General features: G+C 62.4%; 16 protein-coding genes, 2 tRNA genes, 2 rRNA genes and 4 pseudogenes (1 of these 24 cut by a window edge). 11 read left to right on the forward strand and 13 right to left on the reverse strand.

All coding sequences use genetic code 11. From position 1 onward, the window contains the following. Positions 1-140: 140 nt before the first annotated feature. Both AC0IX7_RS14650 and AC0IX7_RS14655 read right to left on the reverse strand, forming a co-directional pair. A complete protein-coding gene (locus tag AC0IX7_RS14650) occupies positions 141-950 on the reverse strand; it encodes an undecaprenyl-diphosphate phosphatase (RefSeq protein WP_471812559.1) in 810 nt (269 codons plus the stop codon). A gap of 87 nt (positions 951-1,037) precedes the next feature. Next, positions 1,038-1,990 (reverse strand): annotated as a pseudogene (locus tag AC0IX7_RS14655) (complex I NDUFA9 subunit family protein). Positions 1,991-2,102: 112 nt separating this feature from the next. On the opposite strand from AC0IX7_RS14655, the gene AC0IX7_RS14660 reads away from it, so the two are divergent. From AC0IX7_RS14660 to AC0IX7_RS14690, 7 genes and pseudogenes are all read left to right on the forward strand, one after another. Further along, a tRNA-Leu gene (locus tag AC0IX7_RS14660) sits at positions 2,103-2,189 on the forward strand. 684 nt (positions 2,190-2,873) lie between these two features. Then, on the forward strand, positions 2,874-3,452 hold the full coding sequence (locus AC0IX7_RS14665; RefSeq protein WP_471812561.1) for a hypothetical protein: 579 nt from the start codon (positions 2,874-2,876) through the stop codon (positions 3,450-3,452). A gap of 148 nt (positions 3,453-3,600) precedes the next feature. Then, positions 3,601-3,789, forward strand: a complete 189-nt coding sequence (locus tag AC0IX7_RS14670; protein WP_471812563.1) for a hypothetical protein — start codon at positions 3,601-3,603, stop codon at positions 3,787-3,789. Between the two features lie 381 nt (positions 3,790-4,170). Then, positions 4,171-4,626 carry a hypothetical protein gene (locus tag AC0IX7_RS14675; RefSeq protein WP_471812565.1) on the forward strand — a complete coding sequence of 152 codons (456 nt, stop codon included), beginning with the start codon at positions 4,171-4,173 and terminating at the stop codon, positions 4,624-4,626. Between the two features lie 360 nt (positions 4,627-4,986). Then, entirely contained in the window at positions 4,987-5,373 is a 387-nt protein-coding gene (locus AC0IX7_RS14680) for a GAF domain-containing protein (RefSeq protein ID WP_471812567.1), read from the forward strand. Positions 5,374-5,657: 284 nt separating this feature from the next. Further along, positions 5,658-5,897, forward strand: a pseudogene (locus AC0IX7_RS14685) (ATP-binding protein); the annotation flags it as partial. A gap of 137 nt (positions 5,898-6,034) precedes the next feature. After that, positions 6,035-6,379, forward strand: a complete 345-nt coding sequence (locus tag AC0IX7_RS14690; protein WP_471812569.1) for a response regulator — start codon at positions 6,035-6,037, stop codon at positions 6,377-6,379. Between the two features lie 226 nt (positions 6,380-6,605). Here AC0IX7_RS14690 and AC0IX7_RS14695 read toward each other — a convergent pair whose 3' ends face one another. From AC0IX7_RS14695 to AC0IX7_RS14705, 3 genes and pseudogenes are all read right to left on the reverse strand, one after another. Then, positions 6,606-7,028, reverse strand: coding sequence for a DUF1826 domain-containing protein (locus tag AC0IX7_RS14695; RefSeq protein ID WP_471812571.1), 423 nt, complete (start codon positions 7,026-7,028; stop codon positions 6,606-6,608). Positions 7,029-7,233: 205 nt separating this feature from the next. Beyond that, the gene (locus AC0IX7_RS14700; protein ID WP_471813890.1) at positions 7,234-7,887 is read right to left on the reverse strand and encodes a GTP-binding protein; all 654 of its coding nucleotides are present in this window, start codon (positions 7,885-7,887) and stop codon (positions 7,234-7,236) included. Beyond that, a pseudogene (locus AC0IX7_RS14705) lies at positions 7,879-8,498 on the reverse strand (GTP-binding protein); the annotation flags it as partial. The pseudogene AC0IX7_RS14705 and the gene AC0IX7_RS14700, both read right to left, overlap by 9 nt. A 107-nt stretch (positions 8,499-8,605) precedes the next feature. Here AC0IX7_RS14705 and AC0IX7_RS14710 point away from each other — a divergent pair. The 4 genes from AC0IX7_RS14710 (at position 8,606) to AC0IX7_RS14725 (ending at position 10,528) form a co-directional block, all read left to right on the forward strand. Next, on the forward strand, positions 8,606-8,869 hold the full coding sequence (locus AC0IX7_RS14710) for a MerC domain-containing protein (protein WP_471812573.1): 264 nt from the start codon (positions 8,606-8,608) through the stop codon (positions 8,867-8,869). A 26-nt stretch (positions 8,870-8,895) separates the two neighbouring features. Then, positions 8,896-9,030 carry a hypothetical protein gene (locus tag AC0IX7_RS14715; protein ID WP_471812575.1) on the forward strand — a complete coding sequence of 45 codons (135 nt, stop codon included), beginning with the start codon at positions 8,896-8,898 and terminating at the stop codon, positions 9,028-9,030. Further along, positions 9,030-9,833 (forward strand): acid phosphatase, encoded by an 804-nt coding sequence (locus AC0IX7_RS14720; RefSeq protein WP_471812577.1) that lies wholly within the window; start codon positions 9,030-9,032, stop codon positions 9,831-9,833. Before AC0IX7_RS14715 ends, AC0IX7_RS14720 begins: the two co-directional genes overlap by 1 nt. Before the next feature lie 200 nt (positions 9,834-10,033). Then, on the forward strand, positions 10,034-10,528 hold the full coding sequence (locus AC0IX7_RS14725) for an Hsp20 family protein (RefSeq protein ID WP_471812579.1): 495 nt from the start codon (positions 10,034-10,036) through the stop codon (positions 10,526-10,528). Positions 10,529-10,628: 100 nt separating this feature from the next. On the opposite strand, the gene AC0IX7_RS14730 is transcribed toward AC0IX7_RS14725, so the two are convergent. From AC0IX7_RS14730 to AC0IX7_RS14765, 8 genes and pseudogenes are all read right to left on the reverse strand, one after another. Further along, positions 10,629-10,898, reverse strand: a complete 270-nt coding sequence (locus AC0IX7_RS14730; protein ID WP_471813996.1) for a hypothetical protein — start codon at positions 10,896-10,898, stop codon at positions 10,629-10,631. A 94-nt stretch (positions 10,899-10,992) separates the two neighbouring features. Continuing rightward, positions 10,993-11,753 (reverse strand): annotated as a pseudogene (aqpZ, locus tag AC0IX7_RS14735) (aquaporin Z); the annotation flags it as partial. A gap of 107 nt (positions 11,754-11,860) precedes the next feature. After that, positions 11,861-12,145 carry a CsbD family protein gene (locus tag AC0IX7_RS14740; protein ID WP_471812581.1) on the reverse strand — a complete coding sequence of 95 codons (285 nt, stop codon included), beginning with the start codon at positions 12,143-12,145 and terminating at the stop codon, positions 11,861-11,863. Between the two features lie 40 nt (positions 12,146-12,185). Continuing rightward, positions 12,186-13,577, reverse strand: coding sequence for a mechanosensitive ion channel (locus AC0IX7_RS14745; RefSeq protein ID WP_471812583.1), 1,392 nt, complete (start codon positions 13,575-13,577; stop codon positions 12,186-12,188). Positions 13,578-13,670: 93 nt separating this feature from the next. Further along, a complete protein-coding gene (locus AC0IX7_RS14750) occupies positions 13,671-14,036 on the reverse strand; it encodes a hypothetical protein (protein WP_471812585.1) in 366 nt (121 codons plus the stop codon). 393 nt (positions 14,037-14,429) lie between these two features. Continuing rightward, a tRNA-Met gene (locus AC0IX7_RS14755) sits at positions 14,430-14,506 on the reverse strand. Between the two features lie 124 nt (positions 14,507-14,630). Then, positions 14,631-14,745: ribosomal RNA gene (rrf, locus tag AC0IX7_RS14760) — 5S ribosomal RNA — on the reverse strand. Positions 14,746-14,963: 218 nt separating this feature from the next. After that, positions 14,964-17,752, reverse strand: a 23S ribosomal RNA gene (locus AC0IX7_RS14765); it runs 2 nt beyond the window's last position.

The raw sequence follows: 17,752 nt of genomic DNA on the forward strand, positions 1-17,752 counted from the left end.
ACAGCCGCGTTATTGCGCTGCGGGAGGCTTGTCACGGCTAAAACAGCATTTAGGTAAGCTGTGCTGTCATATAAAAACAAAACGACAACTCGATTTTTCAAGAACCGATCGCAATTACGCTTATTTGTTCCGTATCGGACTTATTTGCTCAGGAGCCAGACCAGTGCGGCCGAACCGGCAACCACGCGGTACCAGGCGAACGGGACGAAGCCATGCTTGGTGACGATCCCCACGAACCACTTCACTACCAGCAACGCGACGATGAACGACACCGCGGCACCGATCGCGATCGCGCCCAGCCCGACACCGCCGCCGCTTGCAATCGCATCACGGTTCTTCAGCAGTTCGAGCGCGCTAGCACCCAGCATCGTCGGGATCGCGAGGAAGAAGCTGAACTCCGCCGCGGTGCGCCGCTCGACGCCCAGCGCCAGCGCACCGAGGATGGTCGCGCCCGACCGGCTGACGCCCGGGATCATCGCAAGACACTGGAGAAAGCCGATCCCGATCACGGTCTTCAGCGGGATGTCCGCGACGCCGCTGATGTCGCTGCGCGGCGCGAACCGCTCGACCGCGAGGATCGCGAAGCCGCCGACGATCAGCGCGATCGCGACGACCTCGGCATTGCCGAGCAACGCCTCGATATACTTATGCAACGCCAACCCGATCACCGCGGCCGGAATGAACGCGACGACCAGGTTGCGCAGGAACAGCCACGACTTGGGCTCGCGCTTGATCAGCCCCATGCCGACCGCCCAGAACGTCCGCCAATACAAAACGACGATCGCGAGAATCGCGCCGAGCTGGATGACGACGTTGAACACCTCCCAGCGCCCGGCGTCATAGCCGAGCAGCCGGGTGGCGAGGATGAGATGCCCGGTCGACGAGACGGGCAGGAATTCGGTGATCCCCTCGACGATGCCGAGGAGGATGACGGTAAGAAGTTCGGTCAAGCAGGCGCTCCGGCGTCGCAGGTTTCAGAAAGAGGCGCGGGTTTCAGAAAAGGCGCGGGTGTTGGAAGCAGCGTAGCACGAGAAGGCTCAGCTTGTGTGGACTTCCGCCCGCGTTTCGGCGCGCCGACCGAACCGTCCAGCCTTGCGAAAGCGCACCAGCCAGCCGGGCGCGACCGTCGACAACGGCGTCGCCTCGATTCCGAACGCCGCTAGGCCGTCGGTGCCGGTGACGATATTGTCGCTCTGCAACATCGTCCACTGATCCTTGGTGATCGGCATACCCGGCAGGAAACCGGCCTTGGCGATCATCGCGCCGGCAAAGTCCGGCAGCTCGACGATCGAAGGATTACGGCCGATCGTCTTGGCGATCCAGCGGATCAGATTGCCCATCGTGATGATGTCGGGCCCGCCGAGTTCCAGCGTCTGCCCGCCGAACGTCTCGGGCGCCGACGCCGCCGCGACGATCGCATCGGCGACATTGCCGACGAACACCGGCTGGAACTTCGCTCCGGCGCGCAGCACCGGCACCACCGGCGCCTTGGCGATCATGCCGGCAAAGCGATTCACGAACTGGTCTTCCTGGCCGAACACGATCGATGGACGCAGGATCGTTGCGGTCGGGAACGCCGCAAGCACGGCCGCCTCGCCCTGCCCCTTCGACTTGCCGTAGGCCGAGGCGGACTCCGGATCCGCCCCGATCGCCGAGACATGCACCAGCGCACCGACACCGGCCTCGGCCGCAGCCTTGCGACCGTCTGCGCGCCGAGCGCCTGGATCCGCTGGAAGTCGCCCGCGAGCACGCCGACCAGATTTACCACTACATCCGAGCCGTGGATCGCATGCGCGATCGTCTCGGGCTTGGTGACGTCGGCGCCGACGAACTGCGTCTGGCCGAGCCCGCCGAGCGGTTTCAGGAAGAAGGCCTGCCGCGGATCGCGCTGCGCGATGCGGACGCGGGCGCCCGTCGCCAGCAGCGCCTGTGCGACATAGCGGCCGACGAAACCGCCGCCCCCGATCAGCGTCACCAGTTTGTCGTTCATCGCCGTCCGTCCACTTTGTTTTGCCTGCCCATTCGCGAATAACCCCTTGCCCCAGCAAGAGGCGTGTTGACAAGCATCGCGACCCTCCACTAGAGGCGCCCTCCTACCCCGTGCCCGGATGGCGGAATTGGTAGACGCACCAGCTTCAGGTGCTGGCGATCGCAAGGTCGTGGAGGTTCGAGTCCTCTTCCGGGCACCAGGGTCCCCCGCTGTTGGGGGGCCCATGCGATACCTCATAGATCGACCAAGGCGCGGCATTTTCCTGCGGCGAACGGCTATGGAAAAAATACGGCACGTCAGCGCCTTAATTCATATTTCCAATCTCCAGCCCTTCGTCCTGGCTTTCCTGAGCCGGACCCACGGCCCTCTGCGTCGACGCCCATTTACGTTCCACGCTGGCGCGCGCCATTGGCGACTTTGCCGATCTCGACCGCATGTTCGCAATACAGACAGTAAATTCGGCTCTTTTGGCAGAGATATCGATAAATAGCGCTGCCTCAAGCTATTGAATCCAGCCGCTCTAGCAAAACCTTGGCAACCGCTAATTTTCTAATGTGAGAAATTTCCGGAGGCCTCTTGTTCAACGATTTCATTCCACCGAAGTATTGCAGCTTGTAATTCTGGATTTCTTTGCTCAAATGATCTTGCTTCAAGAGTGGGTGGGGAGATAGCCGGCGTAGGACGGAACCCGGGCCATCCGGGGTCACCCCAAAGCGACGCTGCATCGCGGCCCGGTAGCCCGCCGAACTCGGTTACCGAATTTGTCGGGGGCGTCGGTGAAGGGCTTTACGACGTCGGGAAGGAAACGGTGACGGGGGTTCACGGGGCACTGACGACAAATCGGGTGACGACCATTCGCAACGCTGGCGGCGGGATTGCAGGCATGATCGATACTGCTATCGCTGCCGAGGACACGCCTGCTCGTATCCAGGTTTCGCGAGCAGCGGAGGCAGTCGCCAACGCCTCGGCACGTGATATCGGTCGTGCCACGGGGACGGTCGCCGGAAACGTTGCATTGACGGTCGCGCCGGGAGCCGCGCTTTCCAAGGCCTCCGCATTGCGCACCCTTCGCCTAGTGAGACCGCGCATAACCTACGCGCCGCCACAGATCGGCTGGGTGAAAGAGGTGGTCCGGTCCGAAAAACCTTGGAAAGCCTATAACGACTCTGCGATCGGCTCGCGAGCCGGTCGGGCACCTACATTGATGCGAACGATGGCTGATGGCTCGAAGAGGCCCGTAAAGTTCGACGGCATCCAGGGCGATTATGTGATCGACCGTAAATGGTCGGTCAGGGATATGCCTCGCGCTCGAGCTCAGAGTTTGCGGCGATCCGAGGTGTTGGCGCAACATCGCCTGATCGGAATATGGGAGGTGCCCACTCCTGCCCAGAGAACCAAAGCTCTCACGCTTCTTAAGAAGATGAACGTGACTAACATCAAAGTGAAGGTGGCGAAGCCATGATAGCCATGCAGGTTGCGCGCATCATCGCAGAGTATGTCGTGTTTCTCGATCTGACCGACGAGGAAGAGTTGAACCTTGATACTGCCGTCGAGGCGTCGGAGGTACTCGGGGCCCAGCTCGAGGCGCTAGACAAGAGCTTCCTCCGGAATTGGTCGACGCCTTTGCTGTTATCGCCGCGGAATATAGTGGTGATGCGCACGAGGTAGTGCGCAATATCGCATATGGTTTCTATCTCGAAGAAACGCTCGCTGCCGACGATCCGGTGAGGCTGGCCGAGTTGGAAGCGTTGCGCGATGCGAGGATTGAACGCGAGGGCACCGGGGCGAGAACGATTTGAAGATCACGCGATCCCGGTGCCGCGAACTTTCGATGAGTGGCGTTCGATACGAATTGTCCAACAATCTGGGTGCCCGACTTTTGCTCCTGTGGTGCACCAGCTTCGCCGCCATCCGGGACGCGGGAGAGCGACGGCGGCAGGATCGCTCGATATTCCGACGATAGGCGCGGAAACCTTCGCCCGGACTTGCGGTACGCCGGTAGTGGCGACCTGCATCGCACTTGATGCGCGAGTCCACGCGCGACACGCCGTTCCGCCAACCAAGTGATTGCGTCGCCGCATATAATCCCGTCATGAATCGAAGCGACGCGACCGAAACTTGACGCTATCGGTTGGCGGACAGCGGATGCCAGCCCGGCATCGAAGGCATGGGGATCGATCGTGGGCGACATTCCAGCGTTTCTGGACTCCGGTGGAGACCTTGGACGCGCGATCGCCGCGCACGACTGGTCGAACTCGCCGCTCGGTACGCTGGAAACATGGCCGCCGCATCTTCGCACGGCGACCGCGATCATGCTGCGATCGCCCTTGCCGATGGCGCTGTTGTGGGGCGCCGACGGCATATTGCTGTATAACGACCTGTATGCCGAGATCGCCGGTCAGAGCCATCCTGCGATCCTCGGTCGTCGCGTACGCGATGCCTGGCCCGAGGCGGCCGCGTTCAACGACGCCGTCGTCCGCACCGTCCTCGCCGGCAGGACGCTGACCTATTCCCGCCAGGAAATGACGCTGTACCGCAACGGATCGCCCGAACAGCTCTTTTCGATCTCAATTATTCGCCGGTCCCGAGGGCAGACGGCACGCCCGACGGTGTGGTCGCGGTGGTCGTCGACGTGACGAAGACGGTCGGCATGGAACAGGAACTGCTCGCCGAAACGCACACGCTCGAAACGTTGAACCAGACCGGCGCCGCGCTGACCGCCGAACTGGAGCTCGAACCGCTCGTGCAGATGGTGACCGATGCGGCCGTCAAGCTGACTGGCGCGCAGTTCGGCGCGTATTTCCACAACCTGATGGACGAGACCGGCGAGCGGCTCCACCTTTTCACACTGTCCGGAGCGCGGCATGCGGACTTCGAGGCGCTCGGCCGGCCGCGCGCGACCGCCGTCTTCGGCCCGACATTTCGCAACGAGGGGTCATCCGGTCGGACGATATCCTCGCCGACCCCGCTATGGGCGCAACGCACCCTATTCGGGCATGCCACCAGGCCATTTGCCGGTCCGCAGCTACCTCGCCGTGCCGGTCGTCTCGCGATCAGGAGAGGTTCTCGGCGGGCTGTTGTTCGGTCATTCCGAAACGCATCGGTTCGGCGAACGCCACGAGCGGCTCATCACCGGCATCGCTGCACAGGCGGCGATCGCGATCGACAATGCGCGGCTGTTCTCCGCCGTCCAGGAGATCAACACGACGCTGGAACGGCGGGTCACGGAACGTACGGAAGACCTGACCCGCGCGCACGATGCGCTTCGCCAGGCGCAGAAAATGGAGACCCTCGGGCAACTGACCGGCGGCATCGCGCATGATTTCAACAATCTGTTGACCGTGATCCGCGGGTCGACCGACCTGCTCAAGAAGCCGGGCTGAGCGAGAGCCGCCGCGATCGATATATCGACGCGATCTCGCAGACCGCCGACCGGGCGACCCGGCTTACCAGCCAGCTTCTCGCCTTCGCCAGGAGATCGTCGCTGACCCCGCGCGTGTTCGACGTGGGCAGTACGATCCGAAGCCTAAACGAGATGATGGAAATGCTGTCCGGCGCATTGATCGAGGTGGATCTCCGCCTGCCCGACACCGTGTGCCTGGCGAATACCGATGTCAGCCAGTTCGAGACCGCGATCGTGAACATGGCGGTCAACGCTCGCGATGCGATGGGCCAGCAAGGGCGGCTGACGATCACGGTCGAGCCGCGGAGCGTCATCCCGCCGGTCCGGGGCCACGAGGCGCGTCACGGCGACTTCATCGGCATCTCGATCGCCGATACCGGCGCAGGCATCCCGCCCGAGCATATCGAGCACATCTTCGAACCCTTCTTCACCTCGAAGGACGTTGGCCATGGCACCGGTCTCGGCCTGTCGCAGGTCTTCGGGTTCGTGAAGCAGTCGGGCGGCGAGGTGACCGTCACCAGCGAACCCGGCCACGGCGCGACCTTCACGCTCTTCCTCCCCGCGAGCGGACCGAGCGGATCGCCGAAAGCGTCGAGGCCCCGAGCGACGAAAGCGGCGGCACGAGCATCAGGATCCTGGTGGTGGAGGACAATCCGGAAGTCGGTGCGTTCGCGACCGGCGCGCTCCACGATCTCGGCCACGACGTCGTCCTCGCGCGCAATGCGGCCGAGGCATTGGCCCAGCTGGACCGCGAGCACGACACCTTCGATTTCGTGTTTTCGGACGTGATGATGCCCGGCATGAACGGTATCGAGCTCGCCCGCGAGATACGCCGCCGCCGGCCTTCGCTACCGGTGGTCCTGACCAGCGGCTATAGCGAGATCCTGTCGCGGGAAGGGGCGGGCGAGTTCACGCTGCTGCGCAAACCCTATTCCATCGACAGCCTGAGCGCAGCGTTTCCGGCCCCGCGAAACGACACCGAATAGGCAGGCGCGAGATCGGCATCACACGACACCGCCGTGCAGCGTCAGTTCGTCGGGTACGACCTGCGCCCGGCAAAATCGCCGACCCGGCGACGCGGCCGAAGCGGGGCGGCACGCTGCGATCCCGGTGCAGCAGGGGCGTGTGACACGGGCGGAACTTGACCCCGATCACAGGCGGCCGGACCGCGACCGGAGCAACAATGTCACGCAGGCGGAGGCTCCGTCCGCCTTACTGTGAGGGGCTCGACAGTCCTGAGCCCGGATCGATCACGAGCAGCAACCGCGTAATGCCCGTGGCGGCGATCGGGGGCGAACGGTGGAGTATGACCGGCTCCTCCGCCCAGACCCGCCCCTTGAAGAGCCCGACATCGCCAATTCGCAGTTCGCCTTCGGGGACCTGCGGCTCGGCGTTCGCATGCACCCACTGCGTGCCGGGACCGACAAGCGGCATGAGCAACCGCACCGTGACCTGATCGGCGTGGAACTTGCGACAGGCATCGGTCTCGATCACGTCGAGCCGGATGCGCAGCGCGTCGCAAGCCATCAGAGCAGCGAAGTCCGAAGCGAGCGGCACGATCGCCTCGGCCAGCGCGCCGACATCGGGATAACCGGCCGACCTCAGCGCCTCGGGGATCGCCGATGCCAGCGCCACGACCGGCACGTCCTGGTCGACATCCGCAATCGCGTCCCACTCGAGCCCCTCGAGCCCCTCGAGCCCTCGAGCCCGCGTGCTGCCCGACGCTGCCAGACCGCAAGATGCACATCGGGGTCCAGGATACGCTGTAGCACCATCTGGTCATCGGCCATCACGACCGCGCCGTCCCGCGACATATCCTCGCGCAGCGCCCGTGCCGCGCTCACTCCGCCGCCTCCAGCACCCGCTCGCCCCAATCCGGGAACGGATCCCGCAAGCCCATCCACAGCTCTGGCGTGTAGACGCAGACCGGCATGAGGCAGGCATCGAGCCGCCTGCGGATCGTCGCTTCGTCCATGCCGATCCCGATGAACACGAGTTCCTGCCGTCGATCGCCCCAGATCTGGTCCCAATGCCCCGCCACGAACCGTTCGAACCGATCGTCGACCGGCCATTGCGACTTCGGCACGGTCGCCCACCAGCGACCCATTCGCGACGTCATGGTCTCGCTTCCGGCGACGGCCAGTTCGCCGACCCAGTCGGGCCGCGTCGCAAGCCAGAAATGGCCCTTCGCCCGAACCACGTGATCGAGCCCGCCATCGCCGAGGAAGTCGTGGAGGCGGACCGGATGGAACGGCGCGCGTGCGCGGTAGACGAAGCTCTCGATACCGTATTCCTCGGTCTCGGGCTGGTGATGCGCGTAACCGTAGAGCTCCTTGGCCCAGAGCGGGTTGCGCGCCGCCTTCTCCTCGTCGAACAGCCCGGTATCGAGGATCGCGGCGAGCGACACGCGGCCCTGGTCGCAGGTGACGATCCGCGCGTCGGCGTTGAGCGAGGCGACCAGCTTCTTGACTACCGCCAGTTGCTCGGCGGACACCGCGCTCGCCTTGTTGACGACCACGACATCGGCAAACTCGATCTGCTCGACCAGCAGGCCGACCAGACTGCGCGTATCCTCATCCCCGAGCGATTGCCCGCGATCGGCGAGGAAATCCCGGCTCGAATAGTCCTTCAACAGATTGAGCGCATCGACCACCGTGACCATCGTATCCAGCCGCGCGACATCGCCCAGCGACACGCCGTCCTCGTCGCGGAACGAGAAGGTCGTCGCGACCGGCAGGGCTCGGAGATGCCGGTGCTCTCGATCACCAACTGGTCGAACCGCCCCGCCTCCGCCAGCGCGCGGACCTCGGCGAGCAGGTCGTCCCGCAACGTGCAGCAAATGCAGCCGTTCGACATCTCCACCAGCGTCTCTTCGCTGCGCGCGAACGCGGCATCGCCTCCGCGGACGAGATCGGCGTCGATGTTCACTTCGGACATGTCGTTGACGATCACCGCCACACGCCGCCCTTCGCGGTTGGCGAGGATATGGTTGAGCAGTGTCGTCTTGCCGGCTCCGAGAAATCCCGACAGCACGGTGACGGGTAGCCGATGATCGCTCGTCTTGGCGTCGGCATCATCATCATCGGGAGAAGCGATCGTTTTCATCGTACCCACATTTCCACCTTGCGAATTATGATATGATGTATCATCGCCACATTGCTGTCATCGATCGCGGTTAAGGTCAAGCCGCGCGGCAGTGAGGAGATTTCGTGATGCGACACCCCGACGAACCGGCGATCCCGGTCCTGCGCCCCGCTCCTGGCCGAGATATGCTCGACGGCCTGGCGGTATGTGCGTCGATCGTCTGCATGGTGCATTGCCTGGCGCTTCCGTTGCTGCTCGCGGCGTTGCCGGCGATCGCAACATGGTTCGATCCGGGCGAGACGTTCCACGTCGCCGTCCTCGCCTTCGCGGTCCCGACCAGCGCGCTGGCGTTGATCGGCGGATGGCGCTTGCACCACGCCATCCCCCGATGATATTCGGGGCTAGCGGACTCGTGCTGATGACGCTCGGGATCGTCTTCGGCGGACGCGCGGCGATCGAGACCATGCTGTCCGTCAGCGGCAGCCTGATGCTCGCATTCGCGCATGTCGCCAACTGGCGCAGACGCTTCACGCATGCGGCGGCAACCGCGTGATGCGGCGCCCGAACCTCTCGAACACGGTCCTTGCAGCAGCACTAATGCTGCTAGGCGGCGCGGCGATAGCGCGGGTCGAAAGGACAGAGGCACGATCGGGGTATCTCACTCCCGGCGCGTTCGACGTGCTCGCAATCTTGCCGGCCGCACCCCGACCCGGCGATCCGCGCGCCATCGCCGACCGCGCGATCTTCCGGGCGACGCGGGCGCTTGTCGGCACTGCGCGCTGGGCGATGGCGACCAACGACGTGAAGCTCGCGCCCGCCGACATGATGCGCGATTTCAGCTGCGCGACGGGAATCCTGCTCACTCCGCAGATCGCACCGCGCACCGCCACGCTGATCGCTCGCGCGTCGTTCGACACCGCACGCGGCACGGGGATCGCCAAGAATTTCTACAAGCGCCAGCGCCCGTTCCTGATCGACCAAGGCACGATCTGCCAGCCCGCTGCAGACGTCGCGGACAGCTATGACTATCCCTCGGGGCACACCACCGCAGGCTGGACCTGGGCCACATTGCTCGCCGAACTCGCTCCGGATCGCGCCACCCCGATCCTGGCCCGCGGCCGTGCGTTCGGCGAGAGCCGCGTGGTCTGCGGCGTCCACAATGCGAGCGCGGTCGAGAGCGGACGCCTGTCCGCATCGGCGACCCTGACGGCGGCGCGCGACGTTCCGGCGTTCAAGGCCGATCTCGCTGCGGCGCGCGACGAAATGGATGCGCTCCGTCGTGATCCGAGGACGCCAAAACCGGCGCCTGCACAATGTTCGCGGGAAGCGGCGCTGATCGCTCAACGGATCGACTGAACAATATCCTGGCCCGATCCTCCGCCTGCGCCTCAGCCGTTCACCGGCGCGGGCCAGAAAAATTTCGCGCGAAAATCTTGACGCTCGCGGGCAGAAAATTATTTTTGCCCTCGCCGGACGCGTTGATCGGTCCGGTGACTGAGGGCACCGGCTCTCCCGGTGCTCCTCGTGCTCAGATTGCTCATGAGGAGGATTTGGATATGAGGACGAACTTCGATTTCACGCCCTATCGTCGGTCCACCGTCGGCTTCGACCGGTTGTTCGACCTGTTGGAGGCGACCGCGCGGACCGAGACGGTCGATGGCTATCCGCCGTTCGACATCGAACGCGAGAGCGAGGACAGCTATCAGATCACGCTCGCGGTGGCCGGGTTCCGACCCGACGACATCGAGATCGTCGCGCAGAACAACCAGCTGACGGTCAGCGGGCGCAAGCCGGACGACCGTGACGAAGGCCGCTTCGTCCACCGCGGGATCGCGACGCGCGCGTTCGAGCGGCGGTTCCAGCTGGCCGATTTCGTCCAGGTGCAGACCGCGAGCTTCGACAACGGGCTGTTGCGGATCGCCCTGAAGCGCGAGATACCCGAGGCGATGAAGCCACGCCGGATCGAGATCACGGGCGCCGCGGCCAATGATCTCGCGCGCGATGCCGAGGTCCGGATCGAGGATCATCAGGCGGACCGTAACGCCGCCTGATAGGTCTTGAGTGATTAAAGGGGCGGTTGCCGGCGAAGATGCTGGCAACCGCCCCTTTTTGTGTGCGCGATGCGGCCCGGTAGGTGAGCGATATCCAGGGTCAGCGCGGCGGTGGCGGCTTGACGTGGATATCGGCCGCGGACGGGACGATATGGCTCGGCCGCGACGACAGCCGCAACCAGCCGCCGCGTAGAACCACCAGTGCCGCGGCGGCCGCGACGACGACCAGCCCGAGTTCGATCTTGCGGAGCGTGTCGCGGTTGCGCTCCTCGGTATTCCACAGGCCCTCCCATTCCTCGTCGGAACCGGGCTCGTGATGAGCGTCGTCGAAGTCCGCATCGTAATCGCTGTGATCGCTGTGATCGATCATGCGCTGCCCCCTTCCATGCGGGCGCCCGCAGGGTGCGATCGTCCGCGACGAGCAGCTCGACCGGGGTATCGCCGATCGGGCCAGGCGACTGATCCTCGTCGGTGTGCGCGAACAGCCAGCGGCCGAGCAACCCGGCAACGGCGGCACCGGTCAGCGGTGCGAGCCAGAACAGCCAGAGCTGCGACAGCGCCCAGCCGCCGACGAACAGGGCGGGGCCGGTGCTGCGCGCGGGATTGACCGACGTATTGTCGATCGGGATCGAGATCAGGTGGATGAGCGTCAGCGCGAGGCCGATCGAGAGCGGCGCGAACGCTGCGGGCGAACGCTCGTCGGTGGCGCCGAGAATGACGGTCAGGAAGCCGGCAGTCAGGATCGCCTCGGCGAGAAACGCGGTAGCGGCGCTGTAGCCACCCGGGAATGCGCGCCATAACCATTGGCCGCGAACCCACTAGCGACCAGATCGAACCCGGCCGTACCCGATGCGAGCGCCGCAAGCGCTGCGCTGGCAAGAATCCCGCCGACGAGCTGCGCGAGGACATAGCCAGGCAGATCGCGCGCGGGAAACCGCCCGGCGATCGTCAGGCCAAGGCTGACTGCGGGGTTGAAATGCCCGCCGGAAATGAAGCCGACGGCAAACGCCATCGTGAAGACGGTCAGGCCGAAGGCGAGCGAGACGCCGACCAGCCCGATCGAACCGGGAACATCGGTGCCGGCTGCCAATACGGCGGCGCCGCAACCGCCAAGGACCAGCCAGAAAGTCCCGATCGTCTCGGCTGCCAGACGGCGCGCGGTGGCGATGGGACGCGGGCGCCGCGCTGCTGCTGCAGCGGCGCGAAACTGTGACGCTTCGGTCATCCTCTAATGCCTCGTACAGGACGCCTCGACGTGCGTCTCTGATCCTCGAAATTGGGGCGGCGGAGGCCTTGGCCGTCCGCCGCCCCTTTGGGCTAAGCCCGTACGGCTTACTTGCCGCGGAGCGTGTTGATCAGCGCGATGCCGAGGACGCCGGCAACCGCTGCTGCGGTGAAAGGGCGCTCCTTCGAGAACTGGCGCACATAGTCGACGAGCGGACGGATGTTGTCCTCGACGACGTCCTTGGCCTGACCGACGGTCTTCTGGACGGTGCCGCCCAACTGATCCGCAACGCCTTCGCCCTTGAGCGCCTTGTCGCCGGTCGCGGTGCCGAGAGCTTCCTTGGCCTTGCCGCCGAAATCGGTTGCTGCGCCTGCGAGGGTATCGGTGTTCATGGATAGTCTCCTTGGTTGATAATGGTTTGAAGAGAGGGACTCAGAAACGAGGCGTTTCGGTAACGTCGCGCGCGTCGTTACGATCCTCGAACGATGCGGATTGCGGACGGTTCATCGAATCTACCGTCGTTTCTTCGCCGAGCGAACGCTTGGTGGCGGCGTTGTCGTCGGCCTTGGCGCCATCAAGCATACGCTTAACCGCATTCCCCGCCGCATCGCGACCACCCAACCCGAACGCCAATGCAAAAGCCACCGCGATCGCACCGAGCAGCAACCCGAACGCCAGGTTGATGATGTCGTCGGCCAGGCCCATGAAGCGCAGGCCGATCGCCGTGCCGAGCACGATGATCGCGATCCGCACGACCGGTGCCGCAACGCGCGTGCCCTGGTCGCCGTTACGCTCGATCGCATGGGCCACGAAGCGCGCGATGACGACCGATGCGAAGATGATGATCGCACCAAACACGACCTGCCCGAACAGCGTCAGCACCTCGGCCATGATCTGCGAGCCATAGGCGAAGTTCAGCTGGCGGAAGGCTTCCATCAGGCCGAAGATCAGGATCGCGACGAATGCGCCTGTACCCACGGCCTTTGAAGGCACGAACGAGGGTCCAGTCGTGCCGAGCAGGCGGTTCTCTGCGCTGCCGAAGATGCCGATCGAGCCGATCGTCCGGTCGAAACCGGTCGTGGCGAGGAACTGCGTCAACAGGCGCGACGCGAACTTGGCGATGACATAGGCGACGGCGAGGATCATGCCGGCGGCGATGACGTGCGGGATCGCATCGAGGATGATGCGCAGCATGGCGGTTGCCGGCTGCGAGATCGCCGCGATGTTCAGCGTGTCGAGCGCCGCGATCGAGACCGGGATGATGATCAGAGCGAACACGATGCCACCGATCGTCCGGGGCAGCATGGTCGGATCGCTCGGCTTGGTCGCACCGACGTGCGTCGAGAAACGCTCGACATGGCTGGCTGTGATGACCGCCTCGACGGCCTTCTTGGCGACCTTGGCGAGCACATAGCCCAAGAAGAAGATCAGCGCGGCGCCGATGATCCGCGGTACCGCCTGACCGAAGCCCTGAAGCATGTCGCCAAGCGGGCCGGTCGCGCCGGCAAGGCCCAGCGGCTGCGTTGCGAGGAACAGCGCGATCAGCAGAACCACCCAATAGGCGGCATCGCCGACCTGCGCGCCGATCGTGGTCGGGTTGCGCGGGTTGGCGTTGGGCTCGTTGGCGTGGATCGCGAGCGGCGTCTTGTTGACGAGCTTGGCGACGCCCCACTTCACGGCGCGGGCGATCGCCCAGCCGATCACCAGGATGATCAGCGCCGCGATGATCCGCGGCGTCCAGATTTCCACGTAGCTCCAGGCTTGCGCCCCGAAGTCGCGGGTGTTCGATACGACCGTATCGCCCGCATAGGTTACGTCTTGCATGATAGTGTCCCTAAAAACCCTCTACGGAGCCTGATCCCGAAGGTACGCGGCATCCTGCGAATGGACGGCGATGCCGCGTCCGATTCTTTCATTTCAGAGCGGCGACGCCGGATCGCTCAGGATACCGCACGCAGCGGCAGCCTTGCCGACTTCGAGCGGCACCTTGGGATCCTTGACCTGCCCCGACACGCGGATGAAATCGCCCACGGTCAGGCGGCCCGGCGTCGTGTCGCCTTCGCGCGACGCCTTGGCGGCACGACCGAGCTGCTGGAGTTGCCCGAGCGACAGGTTCGCCTCGAGCCGGTCGCCGACGCACTGCGACTGCGCCGGCTGGAAGCCATAGCCTTCGAGCGAGGTCGCGATCTTTGCCGACGGGTTGACGCACGCGGACAGCGACAGTGCGCCGACCCCGACGATAAGAACCCCTGCGATGCGTGCGAAACTACGATGCTGAGTCATGATAAGCCCCTGTCTTCGGGCCCCATGCGGCCTCCGTCCGATCGGACGGAAAACCCATATTTCCCAAACGCATAACCCGCGTCGGACAGGATGTATCCCAGGTAGAGAATACGTAGATATGAGGTATTTTTGTACCAGGCGACCCATGGGCAATCGGACAAGCACCGGCAGGGTACGAGTGGAAAGCTGGCGAATGCGGTACATCGCGCGCAGGTTGTTGGAGCATTCATAGAGCGCAAGGGGGCCGTGCGGACTCGAACGCGGTGCTCGACCATCGGAATTGCTTCGGCGGGTGCAAACTTATCGCCATGGTTGGGGCGGTCGGATACGCTTGAGCAGGAACGTGAAAAGCCCCGGAGCTGGCGCTACGGGGTGTTGTGGTATGTAGGAAGTTGGTTGCGGGGACAGGATTTGAACCTGTGACCTTCAGGTTATGAGCCTGACGAGCTACCGGGCTGCTCCACCCCGCGACAGGGCACCCATCAAAGTAATACTTTGATGGGACCCGAGTGTTCCGCTGAGGGAACAATGGGTAGAAGACGTTTGTGAATGGGTTTGTGATATGGTGTGTTTGCATGTTGCACGGGCTTCAATGCCTGGCGACGACCTACTCTTCCATCGCTTGAGCGATAGTACCATTGGCGCAGTCGGGTTTCACGGCCGAGTTCGGAATGGGATCGGGTGGGACACCGACGCTATAGCCACCAGGCAATGGAGCCGGTGCGACATGCGTTGCGTCATATCTGGGTCCCTCAGCTTTGCTTTGCAGCGTGGCTGAGGGTTTAAAATCGATACCGTGCAAGGTTTGTAGTGGTATTCGACCAATCCCTCGACGGCGAGGGGATTGGCAATCTGGCGTCGTCTTAATCATCCGCACTATCGAATGGCTAGCTGGTTGCCCAGTGTTGTCATTGATGGTGTGAGACTCTCAAGCGCGAATAGAGCAATTAGTATCGGTTAGCTCCATGCGTTACCGCACTTCTACATCCGATCTATCAACGTCGTGGTCTCCGACGGCTCTATGAAATCTTATCTCGAGGGAGGCTTCCCGCTTAGATGCTTTCAGCGGTTATCCCGTCCATACATAGCTACCCAGCTGCGCTCCTGGCGGAACGACTGGTACACCAGAGGTATGTTCAACCCGGTCCTCTCGTACTAGGGTCAACTCCTCTCAAATTTCGACGCCCACGGCAGATAGGGACCAAACTGTCTCGCGACGTTCTGAACCCAGCTCACGTACCACTTTAATTGGCGAACAGCCAAACCCTTGGGACCTGCTCCAGCCCCAGGATGTGATGAGCCGACATCGAGGTGCCAAACAACCCCGTCGATATGAGCTCTTGGGGTTATCAGCCTGTTATCCCCGGCGTACCTTTTATCCGTTGAGCGATGGCCCTTCCACGAGGGACCACCGGATCACTATGACCGACTTTCGTCTCTGCTCGACTTGTCAGTCTCGCAGTCAGGCGGGCTTATGCCATTGCACTCTAACAGACGGTTTCCGACCGTCCTGAGCCCACCATTGCGCGCCTCCGTTACTCTTTAGGAGGCGACCGCCCCAGTCAAACTACCCGCCACAGAGGGTCCCTGTTCCGGCTTACGGAACGAGGTTAGACATCAGAAACAAACAGGGTGGTATTTCACCTATGGCTCCACATCAGCTGGCGCCGATGCTTCAAAGCCTCCCACCTATGCTACACAGTTTCTTCCTAATGCCACTCTGAAGCTGCAGTAAAGGTGCACGGGGTCTTTCCGTCTAACCGCGGGTACTCCGCATCTTCACGGAGAATTCAATTTCGCTGAGCATGTCCTGGAGACAGTGGGGAAGTCGTTACGCCATTCGTGCAGGTCGGAACTTACCCGACAAGGAATTTCGCTACCTTAGGACCGTTATAGTTACGGCCGCCGTTTACCTGGGCTTCATTTCAGAGCTTGCACCCCTCCACTTAACCTTCAGGCACCGGGCAGGCGTCAGGCCCTATACGTCGTCTTGAAGCCGACTTAGCAGAGCCCTGTGTTTTTGCTAAACAGTCGCTACCCCTGGCCTGTGCCCCCTCAAAGTGCTTGCGCATAGTGAGGGCCTCCTTCTTCCGAAGGTACGGAGGCAATTTGCCGAGTTCCTTCAGGACACTTCTCTCAAGCGCCTTGGTATACTCTACCTGACCACCTGTGTCGGTTTCGGGTACGGTCTATACGGTGGGGCTATTTCCTGGAACCATTTCGAAGCCATCCCAATCCGATAAGGGATGACAACACACATGATCCGTCACACACCACCAGGCCCACGAATATTAACGTGGTTCCCATCGACTACCCCTTCGGGCTCGTCTTAGGGGCCGGCTCACCCTGCGCGGATTAGCCTTGCGCAGGAACCCTTGGTCTTTCGGCGAGAGGGCATCTCACCCTCTTTATCGCTACTCATGTCTGCATTCGCACTTCCGATACCTCCACGACCCATTACCAGATCGCTTCACAGGCTTACGGAACGCTCCGCTACCGCGTACCACATAAGTGGCACACCCTAAGCTTCGGCACGTATCTTGAGCCCCGTTACATCTTCGCCGCAGGACCTCTTGTTTAGACCAGTGAGCTGTTACGCTTTCTTTAAAGGATGGCTGCTTCTAAGCCAACCTCCTGGTTGTTTTGGAAGTCCCACATGCTTTCCCACTTAGATACGATTTGGGGGCCTTAGCTGTAGGTCAGGGCTGTTTCCCTTTTGACGACGGACCTTAGCACCCGCCGTCTGTCTCCCGCATATCACTCTTAGGTATTCGGAGTTTGGTTAGGTTTGGTAGATCTCGCGACCCCTAGCCCATCCAGTGCTCTACCCCCTAAGGTGTTCGTGCGAGGCACTACCTCAATAGTTTTCGCGGAGAACCAGCTATTTCCCGGCTTGATTGGCCTTTCACCCCTAAACACAACTCATCCGGTAACTTTTCAACGTTAATCGGTTCGGACCTCCAGTGCATGTTACTGCACCTTCATCCTGGTCATGCCTAGATCGCCGGGTTTCGGGTCTAATACATCAAACTCTAGCGCCCTATTCAGACTCGCTTTCGCTGCGCCTACACCTATCGGCTTAAGCTTGCTTGATACATTAAGTCACAGACCCATTATGCAAGAGGTACGCTGTCAGGCCATAAAAGCCCTCCAACTGCTTGTAGGCAATCCGTTTCAGGTACTGTTTCACTCCCCTCATCGGGGTGCTTTTCACCTTTCCCTCACGGTACTAGTTCGCTATCGGTCACATACGAGTATTTAGGCTTGGAGGGTGGTCCCCCATGTTCAGACAGAATTTCACGTGTTCCGCCCTACTCGAGTCCTGATGTTTCATTTTCGCATACGGGGCTGTCACCCGCTATGGCGCTACTTTCCAGAAGCTTCTGCTAATTCACCATCAGGCACTGGCCTGGTCCGCGTTCGCTCGCCACTACTAACGGAATCTCGGTTGATGTCTTTTCCTCCAGCTACTGAGATGTTTCAGTTCGCCGGGTTCGCTTCACGAAGCCTATGTATTCAGCTAAGTGATACCTAACCTAATTAACTCCATCTAAGCGTTGCCGCTAAGATCGAATTAATCGGGATAGGTGGGTTTCCCCATTCGGAAATCGTCGGGTCAATGCTTGCTCACAGCTCACCGACGCTTATCGCAGCGTGCCACGTCCTTCATCGCCTGTATGTGCCAAGGCATCCACGAATTGCCCTTACCTCACGCT

The sequence above is a fragment of the Sphingomonas sp. AC411 genome (assembly GCF_979253035.1).

What these genes read in the sequence shown, in the direction of transcription:
- AC0IX7_RS14710 (WP_471812573.1), top strand. Translation starts at nt 8,606, where the DNA reads ATGCGACACCCCGACGAACCGGCGATCCCGGTCCTGCGCCCCGCTCCT.
- AC0IX7_RS14720 (WP_471812577.1), top strand. Translation starts at nt 9,030, where the DNA reads ATGCGGCGCCCGAACCTCTCGAACACGGTCCTTGCAGCAGCACTAATG.
- AC0IX7_RS14715 (WP_471812575.1), top strand. Translation starts at nt 8,896, where the DNA reads ATGACGCTCGGGATCGTCTTCGGCGGACGCGCGGCGATCGAGACCATG.
- AC0IX7_RS14725 (WP_471812579.1), top strand. Translation starts at nt 10,034, where the DNA reads ATGAGGACGAACTTCGATTTCACGCCCTATCGTCGGTCCACCGTCGGC.
- AC0IX7_RS14745 (WP_471812583.1), bottom strand. Translation starts at nt 13,577, where the DNA reads ATGCAAGACGTAACCTATGCGGGCGATACGGTCGTATCGAACACCCGC.
- AC0IX7_RS14665 (WP_471812561.1), top strand. Translation starts at nt 2,874, where the DNA reads ATGATCGATACTGCTATCGCTGCCGAGGACACGCCTGCTCGTATCCAG.
- AC0IX7_RS14680 (WP_471812567.1), top strand. Translation starts at nt 4,987, where the DNA reads ATGCCACCAGGCCATTTGCCGGTCCGCAGCTACCTCGCCGTGCCGGTC.
- AC0IX7_RS14730 (WP_471813996.1), bottom strand. Translation starts at nt 10,898, where the DNA reads ATGATCGATCACAGCGATCACAGCGATTACGATGCGGACTTCGACGAC.
- AC0IX7_RS14750 (WP_471812585.1), bottom strand. Translation starts at nt 14,036, where the DNA reads ATGACTCAGCATCGTAGTTTCGCACGCATCGCAGGGGTTCTTATCGTC.
- AC0IX7_RS14740 (WP_471812581.1), bottom strand. Translation starts at nt 12,145, where the DNA reads ATGAACACCGATACCCTCGCAGGCGCAGCAACCGATTTCGGCGGCAAG.